Source organism: Jeotgalibacillus marinus, from assembly GCF_040801915.1.
Lineage (GTDB): Bacteria > Bacillota > Bacilli > Bacillales > Jeotgalibacillaceae > Jeotgalibacillus > Jeotgalibacillus marinus.
The window spans coordinates 1-20266 of the sequence record NZ_JBFMIA010000001.1; the positions used below are offsets into that span (position 1 = coordinate 1).

Below are 20266 nucleotides of genomic sequence, written 5' to 3' on the forward strand. Positions count from 1 at the left end.
CCAGGTGATGATGAACCAGGTGATGATGAACCAGGTGATGATGAACCAGGTGATGATGAACCAGGTGATGGACCAGGTGATGGTGGCGAAGATACACTTTAAGAGATCGCCTATCAGGTGTCTCCTTGAACAAAAGCAGAAGCGGCTAGCTCCTTGAGGAACTAACCGCATGCGTTGCTACACAATAAGAAAAACGCACTTAGCATATTGCTAGGTGCGTTTTCTGTTCTTTATCATCTGATTTTTTGCTATCGCTTTATGAAGCTCCGTGAAAATTTCATCCAATTGTCTATAAGAGAAATACATGCTTGGCCGGTTGATGATGAATGATAATCTTTCAACTGGATTAACAAAGGATACTTGGAGTTCTTTAATCGAAGTCTCCCAATTATTCAAATCAACTGCTCTACCGTTTGACCAGTAGATCATCATATAAAAGAGTGATAAACCTTTCACCATTAACGGCTCTGCTTCTTTGCTTCGAACTTCGAATAATGGTTGAAGCTCTTCTTTCAGTAAATTCCACTCATTAAGCAATATTTCTAACCAATTCTCAAATGACTCCCATGGCGGGTTATAGCCATGATAAGTAGCTTGCAGATCCGGCTGAAAAAGTGGGCTATAAAGGGCATGTTCTTCACCATTTCGAGGCAGCTCCACCTCTTGTTCTTTGAAAAAAAGAGGATGCATGTAACGATCAGCAAGTGTGATACTACCCTTGTTCATTCATCTGCCCCTTCATCCGCTTCTTCCCTTCTCTACAAACGATAAGTAATGGACAAACGTCACATTTAGGAGATTGAGCTTTGCAATGATAACGTCCAAAGAATATTAATCGATGATGGCTAACCGACCATTCTTCTTTAGGAATTTTCCTCATTAATGTTTTTTCAACTTCCATAACGGAGTCTTTCCATCTACAAATTCCTAGTCTTTTTGACACTCTCTCCACATGGGTATCTACAGCGATTGCAGGCTCTCCGAAAGCGACAGATACAACAACATTCGCAGTTTTCCTCCCCACCCCTGGCAACGTCGTTAATTCAGCGTGCTCTCTTGGAATTTCACCACCATAATGTTCAATCAATCGCTCACACAGATTGCGGATATGCTTTGCTTTATTTCGAAAAAGCCCGATCGACCGAATGTCATTTTGCAGTTCGTCTAACGATACTGCTAAATAATCTTCAGGTGTTTTATATTTTTCGAATAAATTTTTTGTCACTTTATTAACTAGCACATCTGTACACTGTGCAGAAAGCAATACAGCAATCGTTAATTCAAAAGGATTTTCATGTACAAGTTCACAATGAGCGTCTGGGAATAAGTTTTCCATTTCGTCTAAGCAATAGCGTATGTTCGCTTTAGTAAGCATGGATGCGCTCCTATCCTATTTTTCTAACCAATTATAAAAAGGAACCTTTTTAGTTGTCGGTTTATCCTGTGCTAATTCTTGTTTTTGAGGTTGTCTAAATTTCTCGCTTTGTTTTCTTGCTTGTTCAACTGTTTCGATTCCTTGCTTTTTCCATTCGAATAAAATTCGGTCAATATAACGAAAATTTAGTTTCATCGAAATAACAGCTTCACGTAACGCTGCTTTTATTAGAGTGGGGCTTTGGTTATCTTTGTCGATCCACATCGCAAGTGTTTCACATTCAAGAGGAGATAATGGACGACCGAATTCTTGTTCGAATAGTGTAAAGAGATCAGTTTGGGCCTGCAGAGTGTTCGTTAACTTTTCATGTTGCTGTTCTTTTATGAGCTTGTTCATCAGCGTGTTCCAAAGTGGTAAAAGCGAATAACTTTCCTCCCGGACATCTTTGACTGAAGATTGATCGATCCCTAGTACCCCTTTTTTTAACAACTTTTGTATTACTGAAAAACATTCTGAAGCTGAAAGTGTCATCCGGTTAGATAGCTCTTCTGGGGTTGGAAATGAATTTCCTTTTTCGATATACGTATGGATGTGTATTAACATCATACATTCCGTTTCATTGATTCCTAATAATGAATAATTTTTTAGAAGGATTGCTGGAATTGAAACCTGCCCTTCTTTAATCCATTGTTGCCATGGGATTGATTGTTCCATGATCCCACCTCCTATTTCTCTGGTTGAAAAATGACCGAACAGCTTATTTAAGCGCGTCCGGTCATTTTTATTTCTTAACCTATTGATAAAACGAACAACTTTATTCAGAAGTCTGCTTCAAGAGCAGCTAAGCCCCACGTTATGTTCGTAAGGTGGCGTAAGCACTTCTAATTTTTAAGGATATAATCTGTTCAATAAACGAGGAAATGGAATGGATTCACGTACGTGCTCTACTCCACTAATCCACGCAACCGTACGTTCAAGTCCTAGACCAAATCCAGAATGAGGTACAGAACCGTATTGACGTAATTCCGTGTACCACTTATATGCTTCAGGATCTAGTTTGTGTTCGTCTAAACGTTGCTTAAGAAGATCTAGGTCGTGAATACGTTCAGACCCACCAATAATTTCTCCATATCCTTCTGGTGCAATTAAGTCAGCACAAAGGACAACGTCTTCACGCGTTGGATCCGGCTGCATGTAAAAAGGCTTCAAACTCGTTGGGTAATGAGTAATGAATACCGGCTTATCATAGCTTTCGGCAATGGCTGTTTCATGAGGAGCACCAAGATCATCCCCCCATTGGATGTCAGTAAATCCTTTTTCGTGTAAGAACTTAATTGCATCATCGTAATGAACACGCGGGAATGGTGCTGATATGTTTTCAAGTACAGACGTATCACGACCAAGACGTGTTAATTCAAGCTTACAGCTTTTCAATACTGATTGAATGATGAACGACACGTATTCTTCTTGTACTACAAGGTTATCTTCAAACTCGTAAAATGCCATTTCAGGCTCAATCATCCAAAATTCAATTAAATGACGGCGAGTTTTCGATTTTTCAGCACGGAACGTTGGACCAAATGAAAACACTTTTCCTAGAGCCATCGCTGCCGCTTCCATATATAATTGTCCACTTTGAGATAAATAAGCATCTTCGTCAAAATATTTAGTATGGAAAAGTTCTGATGTTCCTTCAGGCGCACTGCCTGTTAAAATTGGTGGATCCACTTTTACAAAACCATTTTCATTAAAAAATTCATATGTGGCACGAATAATTTCGTTACGAATTTTCATTACAGCATGCTGACGATTTGAACGCAACCATAGGTGGCGGTGATCCATCAAAAATTCAGTGCCATGTTCTTTAGGTGTAATCGGATAATCTACGGCTTCATGGAGTACATTAATATCCTTAACTTGTAATTCATAGCCAAATGGTGAACGTTCATCTTCTTGAACGACTCCTGTTACATAGAGAGATGATTCTTGTGTTAACGATTTTGCTTTTTGGAAAATTTCATCCCCTACCTCACTTTTTACAACCACTCCCTGAATAAATCCTGACCCATCACGAAGTTGTAAAAAAGCAATTTTACCGCTAGACCGTTTATTACCGAGCCATGCACCGATGGTCACTTCTTGACCAACAGACTGACTTACTTGTCCAATTGTTGTTTTCACACTAATTCCCTCCAAATATACTGTTCCTTTTACTAACCGATGTAAATACGTTCCTTATTATACCTTTGATCAAGCCGTCATTCAATTCTTTGTCAAAGAATAATGATTTTCTACATACGTTGAAATGCGCTTTATCGCCGTTTCAAGAGACGCTAAATCTGTTGCGTAAGATAGTCGAATATTATCATTAGCACCAAAACCTGAACCTGGAATTATTGCAACATTTGCTTGTTCCAGTAGATCAGTAGCAAAGTCGTCTACCGTCTCGAAACCGCATGCAGTTGCTGCCTCTTTTACATTTGGGAACAAATAAAAAGCACCTTGTGGCTTTAGACAACGAAATCCTGGAATGGCATTCACTGTGTCGATCACTTTATTTAAGCGTTCTTCGAATGCCACTCTCATATCTTCAACTGGTTGCTGGGTGCCAGTATAAGCAGCTAACGCACCAAATTGAGCAGTTGTCGTTGGATTTGAAGTTGAATGACTTGCAAGATTAGTCATCGCTTTAATGATTGATTGATCACCAGCAGCATAGCCAATTCTCCATCCAGTCATGGAGTGAGACTTGGAAACACCGTTTATGACGACTGACTGTTTTTTAAATTGATCAGAAACCGATGCAATGGAAAGATGTTGATTATCACCATACGTAAGTTTTTCATAAATTTCATCTGATACAACTAAAATACCTTTTTCAACACATATCTCACCAATTTCTTGTAACTCATCTCTTGAATAAATCATGCCGGTTGGATTACTCGGTGAATTTAATATGATCGCTTTTGTTTTCTCTGATATAGCTGCTTTTAATTGATCTGGTGTGATTTTATATTCATTGCTTTCTTTGCCTTCGATGTATACCGGCTTGCCACCTGCAAGTTTAACTTGTTCTGGGTAGCTCACCCAGTATGGAATCGGTATGATTACCTCATCATCTTCGTTTAAAATCGCTTGGAATAAGCAATATAAAACATGTTTTGCTCCACTACCAACAAATATTTCGTTCGCTTGATAGTTAATTTTTTGATCATCTTTAAACTTCAGGATGATCGCATTTTTTAACTCAGCGGTGCCAGCTGCAGGTGTGTATTTTGTTTCACCTGCTTTCATTGACTCATAGGCTGCTTCGATGATGTGATTAGGCGTATTAAAATCTGGTTCTCCAGCACCTAACCCAATGACATCTTTGCCTTGCGCTTTAAGATCTTTTGCCTTTGCCGTAATAGCTAATGTGGTTGAAGGGGTTAAGGCTTTCACTCGATTTGCTAGTAACTGTTTCATCTATTGATCCACTCCTTAAAGGTTACTTATCTTTTTCCAATACTCACCATCATCAAAATTAACATAGTAGTAGTTCAACGTTTTTTCTTGATCTAAATAAATAATTTCCCAGATCGGTCCAACGCTTTCATAGCCAATTTTGGCTGACACGATTTTAGAAGGGGCATCCTCCTTATAAAGCATATCTAACACTTCATCCTTTGAAATGCCCTCATCAACTAATCGCGTAACCATCTTACCTTCTGCCTCCATGGGCAAAAATACAACCAGCGATTCTTCTTCAGCTGTGTTGCCAATTACAACCGTGTAGGATTGAGAACCATTGTATACATAAGAATCCTCAATTGATTTCAGTTGAAATTCTTCTTTCGCCACAGATTCTCCTTCTTCGATGATTGAGTTAAGGGGTTCTCTTGCTATGACATAGACTGTCACACAAAAAGTGAGAATACATACAACAATCAACGAGGACACAATGACAAACCATTTCTTCATGTAATCCCTCTTTTATGTACGATATATAGTAATTACAGCCTTTTCTTGATCCTCTTTATCCAACGCCAATCCGAACATTAAATCTCGATCTTTTAATGTTCGATTGAGTTGATCGACGATTTTATAAAGATCAGAGGATTTTTGAATGGTTACGGTCGATAACACTTCGATTTTACTTTCCATATACGATCACTCCGATTTCTTTTAGGCTATTCCCTCATTTATTATAACAGTTTTATTGCATTGATTTTGTATTTTTATAGCCAATGGTCAATTTCTTTTACTATAGAATTTAATTCTCTCTCTTCGATTGGAATGGATGGGATTGATGATAAAAAATGGTCTCCATAAGAAGTCATAATCAAACGTCTATCAAAAACAACAATCAGTCCACGGTCCTGTTCATGTCGAATGAGTCGACCAAACCCTTGGCGAAATCGAATCACAGCTTTAGGAAGTGATACTTCTAAAAATGGATTGCCTCCGTTGTGTTTCACTTCATCCGATTGAGCTTTTGTTAACGGCTCATCTGGCGGAGAAAACGGCAAGCGGACCATGACTAAACACGACAAATCTTCTCCCGGAATGTCAATGCCTTCCCAAAAACTACTCGTACCGAACAAAATCGCTTTGTCAAAACGTTGAAAATTCCGGGTAAGTTTCGTACGACTTCCATTCGTAATCCCTTGAGCCATCAATACAAAGTCTTCCATCAGTCCACTATCTTTCATTAGTTCATACGTATGCCGAAGCATTTCATGAGAAGTAAACAGAACAAGCATTCTGCCTTTTGTCGCTTGCCCCATCGCAATCAAATGATCTGTGACCATTTCCACGTATTCTTCTTGTGAAACGGACTTAATATCGGGTAAATCTTTTGGTACCATCAGGCGTACAGATTGTTTATAGTCAAACGGTGAAGGATGAATAACGCAATTGATGGTCGCTTTGTCAACTCCTAGACCAGATAAAAAAAACTGAAAGGAGCCATCAACAGTAAGTGTTGCACTCGTTAGGATGACTGATCTTTTTTGTGTGAAAAAATGATCATTGATTTCTTGTTGCACATGTATGCTTCGGGAAGTTAAGGTCAAGCTTCCTGGAAGTGAGCGTAAGTCACCTTCTAGCCACATAACACGATCTTCTTCATTTTTAAGAAAAAATAACCGGATCGCATCCATCCATTCTGACCACACCAACAAAAATGAATAAATCTCTTCTGTTAATGCTTTCTTGGCATCCGTTAGTTTTTTTGTGCTTTTTTTCGCTAGATCTAAATTATGTTGTAAGACGCGATCTACTTGTTTCATATGTGAGAGTAAACGTTCAAACGCATAACCCACGCCTTTCCAATAGGAAGAACTCTTAACATCCTGTGTTAGCTGCAACGTGTATTTTTGTGTTCCATGTCTTACCGATGAGGATGACTTTAATAGGCTACTAAGTTGTTGAAAAGATGCATCCGCTTCTGCGCTAAGATCACATATAAATTCATCTGTCATTTTCTTGCTGTTTTTTGATTCATTTAGTTGATCAAGTAATTTGCTCAATCGCCCGACTAATAAATCTTGATTGTCTCCACCCAATTGACCAATGGTATACTTTAAATTCATATAATCAAGCTGTTGACCCCATTGTCTCCTGCATGTGTCTTCAAAATGATGTGCTTCATCAATGACGAGATAATCATGTTTGGGAATGAGGGGTTGCTTTCTATTCGTATCATGTACGAGCATGGAATGATTTGTGATCACGATTTGAGCATTGTTCGCTTTGTTAAGAGCACGTAAATAGAAATCTTTTTCCTTCCAAGGATCGTTCTCTTCTCCTAAAAACCATCCGTCATGTCGAATCCGATTCCAAAATAAGCGCCCCCCACTGGTCAGATTCAATTCGTCTACATCACCGTTTGATGTTTCAGTCAACCACGTTAACAACTGCATTTTTGTTAAAATCACATCATACTGCGCTTCATCTTCAGCTAGAGCTTGCTCAAACTTAAACAAATGTAAATAATGTCTGCGCCCTTTTAATAAGGCAAATTGTATATCTCCATCCAACTGTTGCTCAATCAGCCTTGCTTCTTTTTGTAAGATTTGCTGCTGCAACTGGACTGTTTGGGTGCTAATCACTACTCGATTGCCTTTTTTTGCATACTTTACTGCAGGTAAAATGTAGGCCATCGATTTTCCTACACCCGTTCCTGCTTCAACGGCTAAATGAATTCCTTTTTGGAGTGATTCATCTACCTGATTCATCATGTCAAGCTGTGCTTCACGTTTTTCATAATGTGGGAATGCTTTCTGTAAAATGGATTGGACTTTCATCTCTTTGGTTTCTGAGTATTTTTCTTTGTCATTCAATAGAGGATCCTTTTTAAGAGCAATCCCTCGTACGACTTCAATATCCTCTCGCAAATTACATATGTTTTTTCGTTTACCTCGAATCATACTCGTTAGTAAAAGAGCAATATCACTTTTTAAATGAACGGCTAAGTGTTGCATTTTTTCAATCGTTACAAGCGGGAGCTCATTCAGTTTATCGATAAACTGAATAAGTAAATGAGCTGTCGCAAGTGCATCACTATCCGCTTGATGAGGACGGTCATGTGACAAAGCAAATTGCGCAGTTAATTCAGTTAGCTTAAAGCTGTCTGTGGTAGGAAGAAGAATCCTAGCAAGTTCAACCGTGTCGATAATGGACCCTTGCCACTCTGGAAATTCTGCTTCTTGCATCTCTGTTTGAATAAACGGCAAGTCAAAATGAACATTATGCGCAACAAAAACAGCCCCTTCTAATCGTTTCTTGATCTCAGGAGCAATTAAATGAAAAAGTGGCGCTTCTTTTACCATTTGATTTGTAATACCTGTTAATTCTACAATAAACGGCGGAATGGGCTGTTGAGGATTTACGTATGATGAATAGGTATCAACGATTTCATTGTTTTCTATTAAGACAATCGCAATTTGCATAATGCGATCGCCTTTTTTTGCAGCATTCCCTGTGGTTTCAATGTCCACAACAGCCATTTTGTTATTTAACATTGCCGTCACAACCTTTGCGTCTTTTACCAATTCAATTAGGACATGATTGTAGCTTCTGGTTCGTGGTTAATCATGTCGACGATGTCATTATGTTCGTTCATGATAGCTACCTTTGGTTTATGCTCCAATGCAAGCTCATTAGGTACCATCATATAAGAAATGACAATAATTACGTCACCTTCTTGAACAAGCCTTGCTGCTGCACCATTAACGCACATTACGCCACTGCCTCGTTTACCTTTTATTATATACGTTTCAAAGCGAGCACCGTTATTGTTATTAACTATTTGTACCTTTTCATTTGCATACATGCCTACAGCATCTAATATATCTTCATCAATTGTTATGCTACCAACATAATTTAAGTTTGCTTCTGTTACACGTGCACGATGAATCTTGCCGCTCATCATAGTACGAAACATTATTTTTCCTCCTTTAACGTTAACACAATGTTGTCGATTAGCCGCGCATGAGCAAACTGTACAGCCAGTGCAATAATTATTTCGCCTTTTTTTTCAACAACTGGTTCAAGCTCTGGGTAGTGTAAAATTTGAATATAGTCGATTTTTCCACTTGTCGTTTCTTTAAGAAAAGAGGTCATGTCATCGATCGTCTGTTCAATTGACTTGCCGGATAACGCCTCAGCAGCACTATTTAATGCACGTGACAACATTGGCGCTTGTTGTCGCTCTTCGTCTGTTAAATAAACATTGCGGGAGCTTTTTGCTAGTCCATCTTCTTCCCGAACGGTATCAACTGCAATTACTTCTATAGGAAAATGATACGCATCAACTAGTCCTTGAACGACCGCTACTTGCTGTGCATCTTTTCGTCCGAAAAAAGCTTTTTGTGGTTGAACAATGTTAAATAACACCGTTAAGACAGAAACAACACCATCAAAATGACCAGGTCTTGAGGCTCCACACAACACATTCGTTCTTTTGGTAGCTGTCATCGTAACTGGCAATTCTTTTGAATACAAATCATCTACAGTTGGACAAAAAAGAAAATCTACACCCGCTCGCCTCGCAAGTTCTATATCTTGCTCAATGTTTCTTGGATAGCGATCAAAATCCTCATTTGGACCGAATTGCAATGGGTTAACGAAAATACTCATCACCGTTACATCACAAGCTTTTGTCGATTGGTCAACTAGTGATAAATGACCTTCATGTAAAAATCCCATTGTTGGCACGAAGCCAATCGTTTGATTTTGTCGAATTAATTCTTTTGAAAATCCTTGCATCTCTTTACTTGATAACACAATTTTCACCGATTCAATCCTCCGTACAATGCAACTCGCTCTTCTTCTTTCATATTAAATGAATGCTCTTGATGAGGGAATTCTCCATTTTTCACTTCTTCTATATAATGTTGCAATGCTTTTTCCATTTCAGGATACACGTTTGCATACTGTTTTACGAATTTAGCTAATTTATGATCTCCAAAACCAATTAAATCATGATAAACAAGGACTTGTCCATCTGCTAGAGGGCCTGCACCAATCCCAATTGTTGGAATAGATAATTGGGTGGTGACCTGCTCAGTAATTTGCTGAGGAATACATTCCAATACAACGGCAAATGCACCTGCTTGTTGACAACTGATTGCGTCTTCTACAAGTTGCTTTCCTTGCTCAGCTGTTTTTGCTTGGACTTTAAACCCTCCTAATACACCAGCTGTTTGAGGAGTCAGCCCTAAATGTGCCATGACAGGGATACCTGCATTTGTTAATGCTTGAATCATTGGTATAACATCCTTTGCACCTTCCACCTTCACAGCATGCGCCCCTGTTTCTTGCATCAATCTGGCGGCGGCTTTTAACGTTTCACTTTTCGACATATGATACGTCATGAATGGCATATCAACGACGATAAACGTATTTGGAGCTCCGCGCTTAACCGCTTTTGAGTGGTGGATCATGTCATCTAATGTAACGGGAACCGTTGAGTCATAACCGAGTACGACCATTCCCAATGAATCACCCACCAAAAGAATATCCATTCCTACTTTTTCAGCAATTTTTGCGGCTGGATAATCATAAGCTGTCACCATTGTAATTTTTTCATTCATTTGTTTCATTTTCAAAAAATCAGTTGTCTTCTTCATCGTTTACTCCTCCTTTATCATTCAGAGGGTAACGAAACACGAAAAATAAATCCTCCGTATAGACAGAAGGATTCTACATACTCTTTCATTGTTTCGATCCTCTGTCCCTGTCACAAATCGGATCAAGGCAGAACGGGTTATAAAATTGGCCATGACAAGGTGCAGTTCATTTGATACTGCCCACCGTTAGTATAGCAGATTTTCACTCTTTTTAGAGATTTTTTGAACTCCATTCAATATCTGCAGAATAAATCTGATGTATCGTGCCATTTTCATCTTCTAAAAGCAATACACCTTCATCGGTAATCCCTAATGCAATCCCAGTAAGTGTTCCATTCATCGTACGTGCTGTTATATGTTTGCCAATCGACAGTGCATAGCTTTCCCATAGCAACTTGATCGGTGCAAAACCTTTTTCCATGTATATCTTGTAGTACCTCTCTAAATGAAACATCACATGTTGCACAACTTTGGCACGCGAAATAATCTCGCCTTTTGCGATGGAAAGAGATGTTGCAATATCCAATAATTCTTCTGGAAAATCATCTGTTTGTTGGTTGACATTCATACCAATTCCTATTATTAACGAATGAATTTGCTCACTATCTGCTTGAAGTTCCGTTAAAATGCCTGTTATTTTTCGATTGTTTACTAATATGTCATTCGGCCATTTTATTTCCACTTGAATATCACATACATCCTGGATTGCTTGGACGACGGCCACAGCTGTAATAAGCGTAAATTGCGGTGCTTTTTGTGGTGGTAACGTTGGGCGCAGTAATACACTCATCCAAATTCCAGTACCGCTTGGAGAATACCAAGCTCTAGCCATTCTTCCCCTACCCGTCTTTTGTTCTTCAGCGATTACTAGCGTTCCTTCTGGTGCTTGATCTTGAGCGAGTTGGTGTGCAATTTTTTGCGTTGAATCGACTGAATCAAAATACACAACATTACGACCAAATGTTTTCGTTTCTAGACCAAGTAAAATATCGTTTTCTGTAAGTTGATCACTTCTTCCTACGAGACGATAACCTTTTTTTCTGCGTGATTCAATTGTAAATCCTTCGTTCCTCAGTTCTTCGATATGCTTCCAGATAGCCGTTCTTGAACAACCTGCTTCGTCTGCAAGTTGTTGCCCAGACAAATAGACATCTTGATGAGATGATAAGGAAACTAATACTGATTTTCGTATTTTTGATGCCATTGTGTCACCCACTTTTTAAGTTCACTTGAATTATTTTTTACTTTTCCTTCAATAACATCTTGTTCAGCTTCATTGAGAATGGAACCAAGCCAAGGGCCACTGCTCCGGTTTATCCAGCTTAAAATATCCTTGCCGTTTACTTGCAATTCGCTTTTGGTTTTGATTGGCAACGCGTTCCACAAGTTTTCCAGTAGCTTTCCTTCATCTTTTACCATTTCAATAATTGAAAATAACTGTTCCGCTTCTTTCGCCATTTCTAGACCCGTTTTATACAAACTGTACGGTGTAAATGGTTGTTTTTTTCGAGCATAAAAAAGTTCAACAAGACTCGTAACATGTCTGATTCGTTTTGTTGAGTGCCGCCATTGTTTTAAAAACTTCACTGGATCTTCGATTTCAAGCACAATAATTACAACTGCCCACCGTTGCTGTATGTTTAATTGGTCAAGCGTTATATTCGTTACACATTCGCATCCTTTAGAGTCCAGAGGAAAATAAGGCATTGATTTGACCAAGTCTGCTTTTTCCAAATAATAAAGTCCTTTGGAAACCTTTGGTCCGCTTAACAACTTGTCCATTTCCATCCGTTTGCGCTCTACTGCTACATGTGAAAGAAGTGAACTACACGAAAACATCGCTTTCAACGTCTCCTCTTCAATCGTAAAGTCTAATTGAGCTGCAAAACGCGCCCCACGAAGCATCCGTAGTGCGTCTTCTTGAAATCGTTCAGTTGCTTTTCCCACTGTTCGAATAATACGGGCAGTAAGATCTTTCTGCCCTTGAAAAGGATCGACAAGTTCAAATGATGGCGACATCGCCATGGCATTCATCGTAAAATCTCTTCGCTTTAAGTCTTCTTCCAATGTTCGAATAAACGTTACTTCGTCTGGTCGACGATGGTCCGTGTATGTGCTATCAGAACGAAACGTTGTTATCTCAAAACCTTCACCTTCATGTAGGACTAAAACCGTACCATGCTCAATTCCTACATCCACTGTTTTTGTAAACATTTGCTTAATTTCATCAGGGGTAGCGGAAGTAGCGATGTCGACATCATTTATGTCCCGTTGGAGTAGTAAATCTCTAACACAACCACCAACGAAATAAGCTTCATAACCATGGTCCGTAATCTTTTTTAATACAGGGAGCGCATCAGAAAACGATTTCGGTACAATCATCTTAACACCTTATTTCTCAAAACCTCAGCATATAGGTCTTCATATTTTTTAACGATTTTGCTTGAATGAAAATCTTGTTGAACCGACAATAGCGCTTGACGCGATAATGCTTCATATAATAAAGGATCATTTAACAGTTCCACTGCTTTTCTAGCGACTCCAACAATGTCTCCAACCTCACAAATTATGCCGTTTTTACGGTCGGTTATAAGCTCAGGAATGCCACCTACATTTGTACCAATACAAGGCACTCCACACGACATTGCCTCAAGTGCTACAAGACCAAAACTTTCTTTTTCAGAGAGCAACAACATGACATCACTGATTGAATAAAGGGCTTCCAAATTGTCTTGTTTGCCTAAAAACAAGACGTGGTCTGCAATTCCTAATGTAGTCACCTTTTTACAAATGGTAGACATCTCTGGACCATCCCCTACGAGTAACAGCTTTGCATTCACTTTTTCTCTTACTTTTGCAAATGACTCAACAACATCTCCGACTCGCTTTACTGCTCTGAAATTAGACACATGGATCAACACTTTTTCATCTTTAGCAATTTTATAATCTTGCTTCAACGAGGGAGCTGATACTTTTCGATACACTCGTTCATCGATAAAATTATGAATGACATCAAGGGATTTGTCTGGTGAAATTAACTCATGCGTTTGTTTTGCTAACGAGTTTGAAACCGCCGTCACTCGGTCGGATTGTTCAATTCCAAAACGAATTGCATCCGTTAGGGATGGATCAAATCCAAGTACAGTAATATCGGTTCCATGGAGAGTTGTAACGATCCCTACAGAAGACTTCGCAATTTGTTTGCCTAAAATGGCACAAACTGCATGCGGAATCGCATAATGTACATGTAAAATATCGAGATTTTCACGTTTAATCACTTCCGCCATTTTATTGGCCAGTGCAATATCGTACGGAGGATATTGAAAAACTGAATAATTATTTACTTCCACTTGATGAAAGTATATATTTGAATACATTTTATTTAAACGGAACGGAATGCTAGATGTAATAAAATGAACTTCGTGCCCTTCTTCTGCAAGCAACTTCCCAAGCTCCGTTGCAACAACACCAGATCCTCCTACCGTTGGATAACATGTAATACCAATTTTTAATTTCATCATTTTTCTCCTAAAAGGTCGTGATCAATCACAACAGGTTTTGTCGTCATAAAGCCTTCTGCAAATTGTACCCCTACTTCCTTTCCAAACAAGCGATCTCTCGCCATGACTGCATCTGTATACCCGTCCGTTAGCGGGGTTATAACGCCATTGTCTGGTCGAAATTGGCTTTTATATGCGAGTAAACTATCCATTTTTTGATCCCTCTCGTTTGAAATATCGACGACGAAATGAGGGGTATGTATACCGTTAATCATATAATAATTCAGCGTCGCTATATGTGCTTGGTCCTCTTCTCCTGTTTGAAAGCGGTGGATCCCACTTGAGAAAACTGCTTCTCGGACTAGACGGGACGTGTGACCATGATCGGGGTGGCGATCAATATGATAAGGAGCAAAAATGACACGCGGTCGATACTGTCGGATCACTCTGACTACTGCTTTAATTTGTTCGTGTGAACCAGTAATTCCACGATCAGGAAAACGTAAATTGATTCGTTTCCCTACACCAAGTATTTTTGCTGCATGTTGTGCTTCTTCTTTTCTCAGATTGGGTGTACCATTTGAAGAAAGCTCTGCTTCTGTCAAATCACAAATGACAACCTGTTTTCCTCTATGTATCCATTTTGCAATCGTTCCTCCCATGCCAATCTCCACATCGTCTGCATGAGCGCCAATGGCAAGGATATCTATTTGTTGCTTCATCTCAAACCCTCATTTCTACACTTCATTACGAATAATGGCATTTATTAATACTTTTGCCATACCTATGTTTGTCGCAATTGGAATTTGATACACATCTCCTAAACGAATTAACGCTGATACATCTGGCTCATGAGGTTGAGCAGTAAGTGGATCACGAAAGAAAAAAACAACATTAATTTCTTGATTGGCGATACGAGCACCAATTTCTTGGTCACCACCTAAAGGTCCAGATTTAAAACGATGAATAGGTAAATCAGTTAGTTCATTTATGCGTAATCCAGTGGTACCTGTAGCAAAAAGCTCATGTTGACTGAATACTTCTTTGTGTTGTGCGACAAAAGCGAGCAGATCATCTTTTTTCTTATCGTGAGCAATTAATGCAATGTTCATAACATGATCCTCCAAACATTAGTCTAAGATATTTTCAAGTCCATATACGAGCGTGTCGATTTTCATAATCGTTTCCACACAAACTTGAACACCTGACATGAACGAAGTGCGGTCAAATGAATCATGACGTATCGTAAACATTTGGCCTTCTCCACCAAACATCACTTGTTGATGAGCGACAAGTCCCGGTAAGCGCACACTATGGATTTTCATGCCGTCTACATCAGCCCCTCTTGCTCCTTGAATCGTTTCTTTCTCATTAAGATGTCCTTGATGTTTAGGCATTCGTTGTTGTGCGATCATTTGGGCTGTTTTTAAACCAGTTCCAGACGGGGCATCAAGTTTTTGATCATGATGCATTTCAATAATTTCAACATCATCAAAATATTTAGCAGCCATTTGTGAAAACTTCATCATTAAAATGGCACCAATCGCAAAATTAGGTGCAATAATTGCTCCAATGTTTCGTTCTTCTGCTAGCTCTTTAATTTCTACAAGTTGCTCCTCACTAAATCCCGTTGTCCCAACAACGGGGCGTACATGATTTAACAGCGCTGTTTTCGCATGCATGTAACCCGTCTCAGGTACCGTCAAATCAATTAAGACATCAGGCTTTGTATCGTTAAAACAGTGATCAAGATTCCCGTAAATAAGAACATCTAACCCGGTAAATTCATCTAATTGGCTTAACCTTTTACCGTCGTGTTTGTGATCAATTGCTCCTACCATTTCAAAGTGAGGAGTGTTTTGCACAAGCTTAACCGCTTCTTTTCCCATTTTCCCTCTTGCTCCAGCAATGACTACTTTTATTTTTTCAGTCATACTATTATTCCTCCCTGTCTTTACGTGTCCAACGATCTTTATCGCGTGTAGTAAACTTATGCATGACACGATTATGTGCATGTTCCAGTTTAATATTTTGTTCATTCGCAAAGCATATAAGGACAAAAAGTAAGTCGCCTAACTCTTCTTCAATTGTACTATCGTCTTCAGAAGATTTTTTCGGCTTTTCTCCATAGTGATGATTAACCTCCCGTGCAAGCTCTCCTATTTCCTCTGTCATTCGAGCAAGCATCGTCAAAGGACTAAAGTAGCCTTCTTTAAATTGTCCTATGTATTGATCTACTTCTTCTTGCATGTCGTGCATTGTCTTCTCTTCTTTCATTATATTTCACTCCCAGTCCATTGCGCATAATGGTTTGATTAGACTATAATTGCTTTTGAATATAGTTGGAGGGATGACATGTGCCTTTTGGATTAAAAATTAAAAACTGTTTGTTTATTTTATTAGGCTCAAGTATTTTCAGCTTTGGTATTGTTCATTTTAACATTCAAAACAACCTAGCTGAAGGTGGGTTTACAGGGATTACACTTTTATTATACTTCATTTTCTCAATAAAGCCTTCAATAACGAACTTAGTGCTTAATATCCCCATTTTCATAATCGGCTGGAGGTTGCTTGGAAGAAAAGCATTTCTATATACTATTCTTGGAACAGTAAGTGTCTCCGTCTTCTTAGAAATATTCTATGTCTATCAGTTCTCCATTCCACTTGCAAATGATCTGTTCCTAGCAGCGCTTTTTGCCGGGGTGTTTATTGGTGTGGGCCTTGGCATTATTTTCAGATACGGCGGCACAACTGGGGGAGTGGATATCATTGCTCGCTTAGCCAATAAATATATTGGATGGAGCATGGGACGAACAATGTTTATTTTTGATGCCGCAGTTATTTTGCTGTCACTTGTAACCTACCTAAATTATCGTGAAGCGATGTATACACTTGTCGCTGTTTTTGTCGGAGCTCGTGTGATCGATTTCATGCAAGAAGGCGCATACTCAGCAAAAGGTGCCATGATTATCTCACCTTTCCAAGCACAAATTGCTGACAAAATCACGATTGAGATGGACCGTGGTGTAACTGTGTTAACTGGTTTTGGTCATTATTCTAAAGAAGAAAGATCAGTACTTTATTGCGTTGTTGCCCGAAACGAACTCGTTCGTCTAAAGAACATCATCACTTCGATAGACCCACACGCCTTTGTTTCGGTCACAGACGTACATGATGTCCTAGGTGAAGGGTTCACACTTGATGAACATAAACGACCGATTGAATAAAAAGTGGACTGAAAAGGGTCGCAGAGTATGATCGAATAACCCTGCCATACGTGTCACCATCAAACTCTTTGTTCATGAAAAAGAAAAAACTGCCGAATGCTTCGGCAGTTTTTTGATATTTTAAACTTAATCCCTGTTCATATTCATAAACATTAGGATGAAACGAAGAAGCTCTAGTAGTGAGACTAAAGCGGCTGCAACATACGTTAAAGCAGCAGCATTAAGAACTTTTTTCGCATGCGGCTCTTCTTCGTTACGAATTAAGCCAACGCTTACCATTTGATCCATCGCACGTGATGATGCATTAAATTCAACAGGTAGTGTGACGAATTGGAACAATACAGCGGCAGAAAAAAAGATAATTCCCGGTAATAATAATGCCTGTGAAGTAAGCAATAGACCAGCTAGGATTAAAAACATTGACAAGTTTGATCCAATATTCGCTACAGGTACTAGCGCATGTCTGAAGCGTAAAAATGCATAACTTTCAGCATCTTGGATGGCGTGTCCAACCTCGTGGGCTGCAACGGCAGCACCCGCTACGGACATCCCGTGATAGTTATCTGGTGACAGAACAATTTCTTTCTTACTCGGATTGTAATGATCAGTCAAAAACCCTTTCCCAGGTTTGACTGTCACATCATAAATTCCATTTTCCTGTAAGATTCGATTAGCGACTTCTGCTCCAGTCATGTTAGCAGTCGTAGCAACTTTCGAATATTTCTTGTACGTTGATTTTACTCTACTGCTCGCCCACAGCGGTACGATCAAAATGATTGCGAAATAAATCAAAAAATCCATTATGTCCCTCCAATAAAATACGATGTGATTAAATTCTAACTGATAAAAAGATAGTCTGTCAATCGTTACGGTTCCGCACTCTCTTTCTATTTTTTCCACCTTCATATTTTCTCCATGAGACATAAGTCAACGTCGAAATAACAATCGCTCCTGTTATTAAGGACACGATCCATAAAGTAGCGTTCGTCGACTGGTCAACGTACCACTCTTCGAAAGAGGGGATAATAGGTCCGGATGATTTCGAAACGATTGGTGGAGCATCCTCCAAAGACGATAAGGAATTAATCGTGTGATTGTCTTTTTGATCAACCATTAACTGAAGCGTTGGAATCATCGCTATATATAAACCATTCATTCGTTGGAGATCACTATCTATAGACTGGTCGTGTGTCTTCCATTTTTGGTTAAATTCCGCTAATAAGAACCTCATATACGTGACCTTCTCTGTTGTAAGGTATTCTGCAAGTGACATAAAGGACCAAGTTGACATTACTTTAACACCATGGTCAACCTCAGAAGAAGACAATGTAGCAATGAACTGGCTGTATGTGTTATGTAAAACTGATTGTTGTTCATTATCAAGAGTAATATACCAGTTGTGAAGTTGATTCACACCGTCCTCGTACTGTTTCATGGTAATTTGTTGAATGACCGAATCCAATTCTGTATCTGCTTTAGCACTATGAAAGGGAGCAAGCAGCAAGAAACACATCAATAACCCTATTACTTGACGATTCTTCATTCATCATCCCTCCCATTTATAAACTATGCGGAGGTAGGGTCATTCAGAATGTTAATTCACCAAGTCCCTAACAGAACGATTTTGTCTAATACCATACCAGTAAGCAATGCCAATTGATGCAATACTTAACCAAAACGTAAAATAACCTATTTGGCGAATGCTGTCTTCAAGTTGAGCATAAACGGGGTACTGCATAAAGACATAATCAATCACGTCATTATGTAATGTCCAAATCGCAGCTAAAACTAAATGCCTCATTTTAAATCGATAAAACGGTGCGTACAGTAAACCTTGTATGGCCATTGCTCCATGTGACGCAATTAACATCCATCCAACCCATGACAATGTTCCCGTAACCATCCACGTTAAAAGGTTCATTACAATCGCCCATATACCATATTTAAAAAGTGTCACAATAGCTAATGCTTCCATAAGTCTCCAGCGTTTACCCATTAAATACATAAAAATAACGATGGTGAAAAATAAACTTGCTGTTGGACTATCAGGTACAAAAATTAGAAAAATCGGCTCCGTTTGTACAAGTTGAGACTTATACCAATAAAATCCATAGATTGTTCCTGCTAAATTGACTAAAAATAATAGCCACAAAAAGAGGCGATTACTTAGCCAAGCATAAACAAATTCTCTCATCATTTCCTCCCCTTTAAAAAAAGAGCCAGTTTTCACCGGCTCTTTTTCCATCATGTAACTATTGGTTTGACACTTCTGAAACAAATTCAGCAAGCTCTTGAAGTTCTTCATCTGTTCCATCGAACAATCCTGCTGGCATGTCACCTAGACCATTAACAGCAATTTCAGCAACTTCTTCAGGTGTTAATGTCGCTCCAGCTAATGCGGGTCCAGCTAAACCATCAAGACTGTCACCATGACAAGCAATACATCCTTGCTGGTCGTATATTAGGTAGCCTGCAGCTTCCGTATCCACGTCTGCCTCAGGTACAATTTCGCCTTGTGCACTCTGTTGTTCCCAATCGTGATACGCTACGGATTCCCATGTTAGGAAAATAGTAGCTGCAACGCCAAGTAGCATAAAACCTGTTGCAAGCGGACGCTTAACAGGACGACGTTCAGGACTGCGATCGATGAACGGTGCTAGTAATAGCGCACCAAATGCGATACCAGGAATGATGAATGCACCGAACACATTATAAGCACCAGATGCAAACTCATATTTAAGTAATTGATATAAGAATAAGAAGTACCAGTCAGGCAAAGGAATATATCCAGTATCCGTTGGATCAGCGATTTTCTCTAGAGGTGGCTCGTGCGCCACAGTTAGTGAAAGGAATCCAATTAAAAATACTGCTCCAACTAGCCATTCCTTCAATAAAAAGTTTGGCCAGAAGGCTTCCGTCTTGCCAGGGAACTCCGAATAGTCTTTTGGAATATTCGGCTTACGATTTGCAGGTATTCGAGAGTCACCAACAAATTTCATCCCTTTTCCGCGATGCATAGCTTTTCCCTCCTCTGTTTCTCTCTGTTTTTAA

General features: G+C 39.2%; 23 protein-coding genes. 1 reads left to right on the forward strand and 22 read right to left on the reverse strand.

Going from position 1 to position 20266, the window contains the following annotated elements; translation table 11 throughout:
• Window positions 1–210: 210 nt before the first annotated feature.
• The 18 genes from AB1471_RS00005 to AB1471_RS00090 form a co-directional block, all read right to left on the reverse strand.
• A complete protein-coding gene (locus AB1471_RS00005) occupies window positions 211–726 on the reverse strand; it encodes a YpoC family protein (protein WP_367777462.1) in 516 nt (171 codons plus the stop codon).
• Window positions 713–1375: an endonuclease III gene (gene nth, locus AB1471_RS00010; protein ID WP_367777463.1), complete on the reverse strand. Its 663-nt coding sequence runs from the start codon at window positions 1373–1375 to the stop codon at window positions 713–715. Before nth ends, AB1471_RS00005 begins: the two co-directional genes overlap by 14 nt.
• A gap of 15 nt (window positions 1376–1390) precedes the next feature.
• On the reverse strand, window positions 1391–2089 hold the full coding sequence (locus tag AB1471_RS00015; RefSeq protein ID WP_367777464.1) for a DnaD domain-containing protein: 699 nt from the start codon (window positions 2087–2089) through the stop codon (window positions 1391–1393).
• Window positions 2090–2263: 174 nt separating this feature from the next.
• On the reverse strand, window positions 2264–3556 hold the full coding sequence (gene asnS, locus AB1471_RS00020; RefSeq protein ID WP_367777465.1) for an asparagine--tRNA ligase: 1293 nt from the start codon (window positions 3554–3556) through the stop codon (window positions 2264–2266).
• A gap of 81 nt (window positions 3557–3637) precedes the next feature.
• Window positions 3638–4840 (reverse strand): pyridoxal phosphate-dependent aminotransferase, encoded by a 1203-nt coding sequence (locus AB1471_RS00025; RefSeq protein WP_367777466.1) that lies wholly within the window; start codon window positions 4838–4840, stop codon window positions 3638–3640.
• Between the two features lie 15 nt (window positions 4841–4855).
• Window positions 4856–5335, reverse strand: a complete 480-nt coding sequence (locus tag AB1471_RS00030) for a cell wall elongation regulator TseB-like domain-containing protein (RefSeq protein WP_367777467.1) — start codon at window positions 5333–5335, stop codon at window positions 4856–4858.
• Between the two features lie 12 nt (window positions 5336–5347).
• The gene (locus tag AB1471_RS00035) at window positions 5348–5518 is read right to left on the reverse strand and encodes a YpmA family protein (RefSeq protein WP_367777468.1); all 171 of its coding nucleotides are present in this window, start codon (window positions 5516–5518) and stop codon (window positions 5348–5350) included.
• Window positions 5519–5592: 74 nt separating this feature from the next.
• Window positions 5593–8379 (reverse strand): ATP-dependent DNA helicase DinG, encoded by a 2787-nt coding sequence (gene dinG / locus AB1471_RS00040; protein WP_367777469.1) that lies wholly within the window; start codon window positions 8377–8379, stop codon window positions 5593–5595.
• Window positions 8380–8414: 35 nt separating this feature from the next.
• Window positions 8415–8801: an aspartate 1-decarboxylase gene (panD, locus tag AB1471_RS00045; RefSeq protein WP_367777470.1), complete on the reverse strand. Its 387-nt coding sequence runs from the start codon at window positions 8799–8801 to the stop codon at window positions 8415–8417.
• Complete coding sequence (gene panC, locus AB1471_RS00050) at window positions 8801–9652, reverse strand: pantoate--beta-alanine ligase (protein ID WP_367777471.1); 852 nt, start codon at window positions 9650–9652, stop codon at window positions 8801–8803. The genes panD and panC overlap by 1 nt, the downstream gene beginning before the upstream one ends.
• A complete protein-coding gene (panB, locus tag AB1471_RS00055) occupies window positions 9649–10488 on the reverse strand; it encodes a 3-methyl-2-oxobutanoate hydroxymethyltransferase (protein WP_367777472.1) in 840 nt (279 codons plus the stop codon). The genes panC and panB overlap by 4 nt, the downstream gene beginning before the upstream one ends.
• A gap of 211 nt (window positions 10489–10699) precedes the next feature.
• Window positions 10700–11692 (reverse strand): biotin--[acetyl-CoA-carboxylase] ligase, encoded by a 993-nt coding sequence (locus tag AB1471_RS00060; RefSeq protein WP_367777473.1) that lies wholly within the window; start codon window positions 11690–11692, stop codon window positions 10700–10702.
• The gene (locus tag AB1471_RS00065) at window positions 11662–12870 is read right to left on the reverse strand and encodes a CCA tRNA nucleotidyltransferase (protein ID WP_367777474.1); all 1209 of its coding nucleotides are present in this window, start codon (window positions 12868–12870) and stop codon (window positions 11662–11664) included. Before AB1471_RS00065 ends, AB1471_RS00060 begins: the two co-directional genes overlap by 31 nt.
• The gene (gene bshA, locus AB1471_RS00070) at window positions 12867–14009 is read right to left on the reverse strand and encodes an N-acetyl-alpha-D-glucosaminyl L-malate synthase BshA (protein ID WP_367777475.1); all 1143 of its coding nucleotides are present in this window, start codon (window positions 14007–14009) and stop codon (window positions 12867–12869) included. Before bshA ends, AB1471_RS00065 begins: the two co-directional genes overlap by 4 nt.
• Window positions 14006–14710: a bacillithiol biosynthesis deacetylase BshB1 gene (gene bshB1, locus AB1471_RS00075; RefSeq protein WP_367777476.1), complete on the reverse strand. Its 705-nt coding sequence runs from the start codon at window positions 14708–14710 to the stop codon at window positions 14006–14008. The genes bshA and bshB1 overlap by 4 nt, the downstream gene beginning before the upstream one ends.
• Before the next feature lie 15 nt (window positions 14711–14725).
• The gene (gene mgsA, locus AB1471_RS00080; RefSeq protein WP_367777477.1) at window positions 14726–15100 is read right to left on the reverse strand and encodes a methylglyoxal synthase; all 375 of its coding nucleotides are present in this window, start codon (window positions 15098–15100) and stop codon (window positions 14726–14728) included.
• An 18-nt stretch (window positions 15101–15118) separates the two neighbouring features.
• On the reverse strand, window positions 15119–15922 hold the full coding sequence (dapB, locus tag AB1471_RS00085) for a 4-hydroxy-tetrahydrodipicolinate reductase (protein ID WP_367777478.1): 804 nt from the start codon (window positions 15920–15922) through the stop codon (window positions 15119–15121).
• A gap of 4 nt (window positions 15923–15926) precedes the next feature.
• Window positions 15927–16265, reverse strand: coding sequence for a nucleotide pyrophosphohydrolase (locus AB1471_RS00090; protein WP_367777479.1), 339 nt, complete (start codon window positions 16263–16265; stop codon window positions 15927–15929).
• A gap of 80 nt (window positions 16266–16345) precedes the next feature.
• Here AB1471_RS00090 and AB1471_RS00095 point away from each other — a divergent pair, with 80 nt between their 5' ends.
• Window positions 16346–17215, forward strand: a complete 870-nt coding sequence (locus AB1471_RS00095) for a YitT family protein (RefSeq protein ID WP_367777480.1) — start codon at window positions 16346–16348, stop codon at window positions 17213–17215.
• Window positions 17216–17341: 126 nt separating this feature from the next.
• Here the strand turns inward: AB1471_RS00095 and AB1471_RS00100 are convergent, their stop codons facing one another.
• The 4 genes from AB1471_RS00100 to AB1471_RS00115 are packed head-to-tail and all read right to left on the reverse strand — an operon-like array spanning window position 17342 to window position 20232.
• On the reverse strand, window positions 17342–18016 hold the full coding sequence (locus AB1471_RS00100) for a zinc metallopeptidase (RefSeq protein ID WP_367777481.1): 675 nt from the start codon (window positions 18014–18016) through the stop codon (window positions 17342–17344).
• 58 nt (window positions 18017–18074) lie between these two features.
• Entirely contained in the window at window positions 18075–18758 is a 684-nt protein-coding gene (locus AB1471_RS00105; protein ID WP_367777482.1) for a sporulation protein YpjB, read from the reverse strand.
• Between the two features lie 51 nt (window positions 18759–18809).
• Window positions 18810–19409, reverse strand: coding sequence for a lipoprotein heptaprenylglyceryl N-acetyltransferase LhaT (gene lhaT / locus AB1471_RS00110; protein WP_367777483.1), 600 nt, complete (start codon window positions 19407–19409; stop codon window positions 18810–18812).
• Between the two features lie 58 nt (window positions 19410–19467).
• Window positions 19468–20232: a menaquinol-cytochrome c reductase cytochrome b/c subunit gene (locus AB1471_RS00115; protein ID WP_367777484.1), complete on the reverse strand. Its 765-nt coding sequence runs from the start codon at window positions 20230–20232 to the stop codon at window positions 19468–19470.
• Between the last annotated feature and the right edge of the window lie 34 nt (window positions 20233–20266).

What these genes read in the sequence shown, in the direction of transcription:
- AB1471_RS00005 (WP_367777462.1), bottom strand. Translation starts at nt 726, where the DNA reads ATGAACAAGGGTAGTATCACACTTGCTGATCGTTACATGCATCCTCTT.
- nth (WP_367777463.1), bottom strand. Translation starts at nt 1,375, where the DNA reads ATGCTTACTAAAGCGAACATACGCTATTGCTTAGACGAAATGGAAAAC.
- AB1471_RS00015 (WP_367777464.1), bottom strand. Translation starts at nt 2,089, where the DNA reads ATGGAACAATCAATCCCATGGCAACAATGGATTAAAGAAGGGCAGGTT.
- AB1471_RS00025 (WP_367777466.1), bottom strand. Translation starts at nt 4,840, where the DNA reads ATGAAACAGTTACTAGCAAATCGAGTGAAAGCCTTAACCCCTTCAACC.
- AB1471_RS00030 (WP_367777467.1), bottom strand. Translation starts at nt 5,335, where the DNA reads ATGAAGAAATGGTTTGTCATTGTGTCCTCGTTGATTGTTGTATGTATT.
- AB1471_RS00035 (WP_367777468.1), bottom strand. Translation starts at nt 5,518, where the DNA reads ATGGAAAGTAAAATCGAAGTGTTATCGACCGTAACCATTCAAAAATCC.
- dinG (WP_367777469.1), bottom strand. Translation starts at nt 8,379, where the DNA reads ATGTTAAATAACAAAATGGCTGTTGTGGACATTGAAACCACAGGGAAT.
- panD (WP_367777470.1), bottom strand. Translation starts at nt 8,801, where the DNA reads ATGTTTCGTACTATGATGAGCGGCAAGATTCATCGTGCACGTGTAACA.
- panB (WP_367777472.1), bottom strand. Translation starts at nt 10,488, where the DNA reads ATGAAGAAGACAACTGATTTTTTGAAAATGAAACAAATGAATGAAAAA.
- AB1471_RS00060 (WP_367777473.1), bottom strand. Translation starts at nt 11,692, where the DNA reads ATGGCATCAAAAATACGAAAATCAGTATTAGTTTCCTTATCATCTCAT.
- AB1471_RS00065 (WP_367777474.1), bottom strand. Translation starts at nt 12,870, where the DNA reads ATGATTGTACCGAAATCGTTTTCTGATGCGCTCCCTGTATTAAAAAAG.
- bshA (WP_367777475.1), bottom strand. Translation starts at nt 14,009, where the DNA reads ATGATGAAATTAAAAATTGGTATTACATGTTATCCAACGGTAGGAGGA.
- bshB1 (WP_367777476.1), bottom strand. Translation starts at nt 14,710, where the DNA reads ATGAAGCAACAAATAGATATCCTTGCCATTGGCGCTCATGCAGACGAT.
- mgsA (WP_367777477.1), bottom strand. Translation starts at nt 15,100, where the DNA reads ATGAACATTGCATTAATTGCTCACGATAAGAAAAAAGATGATCTGCTC.
- dapB (WP_367777478.1), bottom strand. Translation starts at nt 15,922, where the DNA reads ATGACTGAAAAAATAAAAGTAGTCATTGCTGGAGCAAGAGGGAAAATG.
- AB1471_RS00090 (WP_367777479.1), bottom strand. Translation starts at nt 16,265, where the DNA reads ATGAAAGAAGAGAAGACAATGCACGACATGCAAGAAGAAGTAGATCAA.
- AB1471_RS00100 (WP_367777481.1), bottom strand. Translation starts at nt 18,016, where the DNA reads ATGGATTTTTTGATTTATTTCGCAATCATTTTGATCGTACCGCTGTGG.
- AB1471_RS00105 (WP_367777482.1), bottom strand. Translation starts at nt 18,758, where the DNA reads ATGAAGAATCGTCAAGTAATAGGGTTATTGATGTGTTTCTTGCTGCTT.
- lhaT (WP_367777483.1), bottom strand. Translation starts at nt 19,409, where the DNA reads ATGAGAGAATTTGTTTATGCTTGGCTAAGTAATCGCCTCTTTTTGTGG.
- AB1471_RS00115 (WP_367777484.1), bottom strand. Translation starts at nt 20,232, where the DNA reads ATGCATCGCGGAAAAGGGATGAAATTTGTTGGTGACTCTCGAATACCT.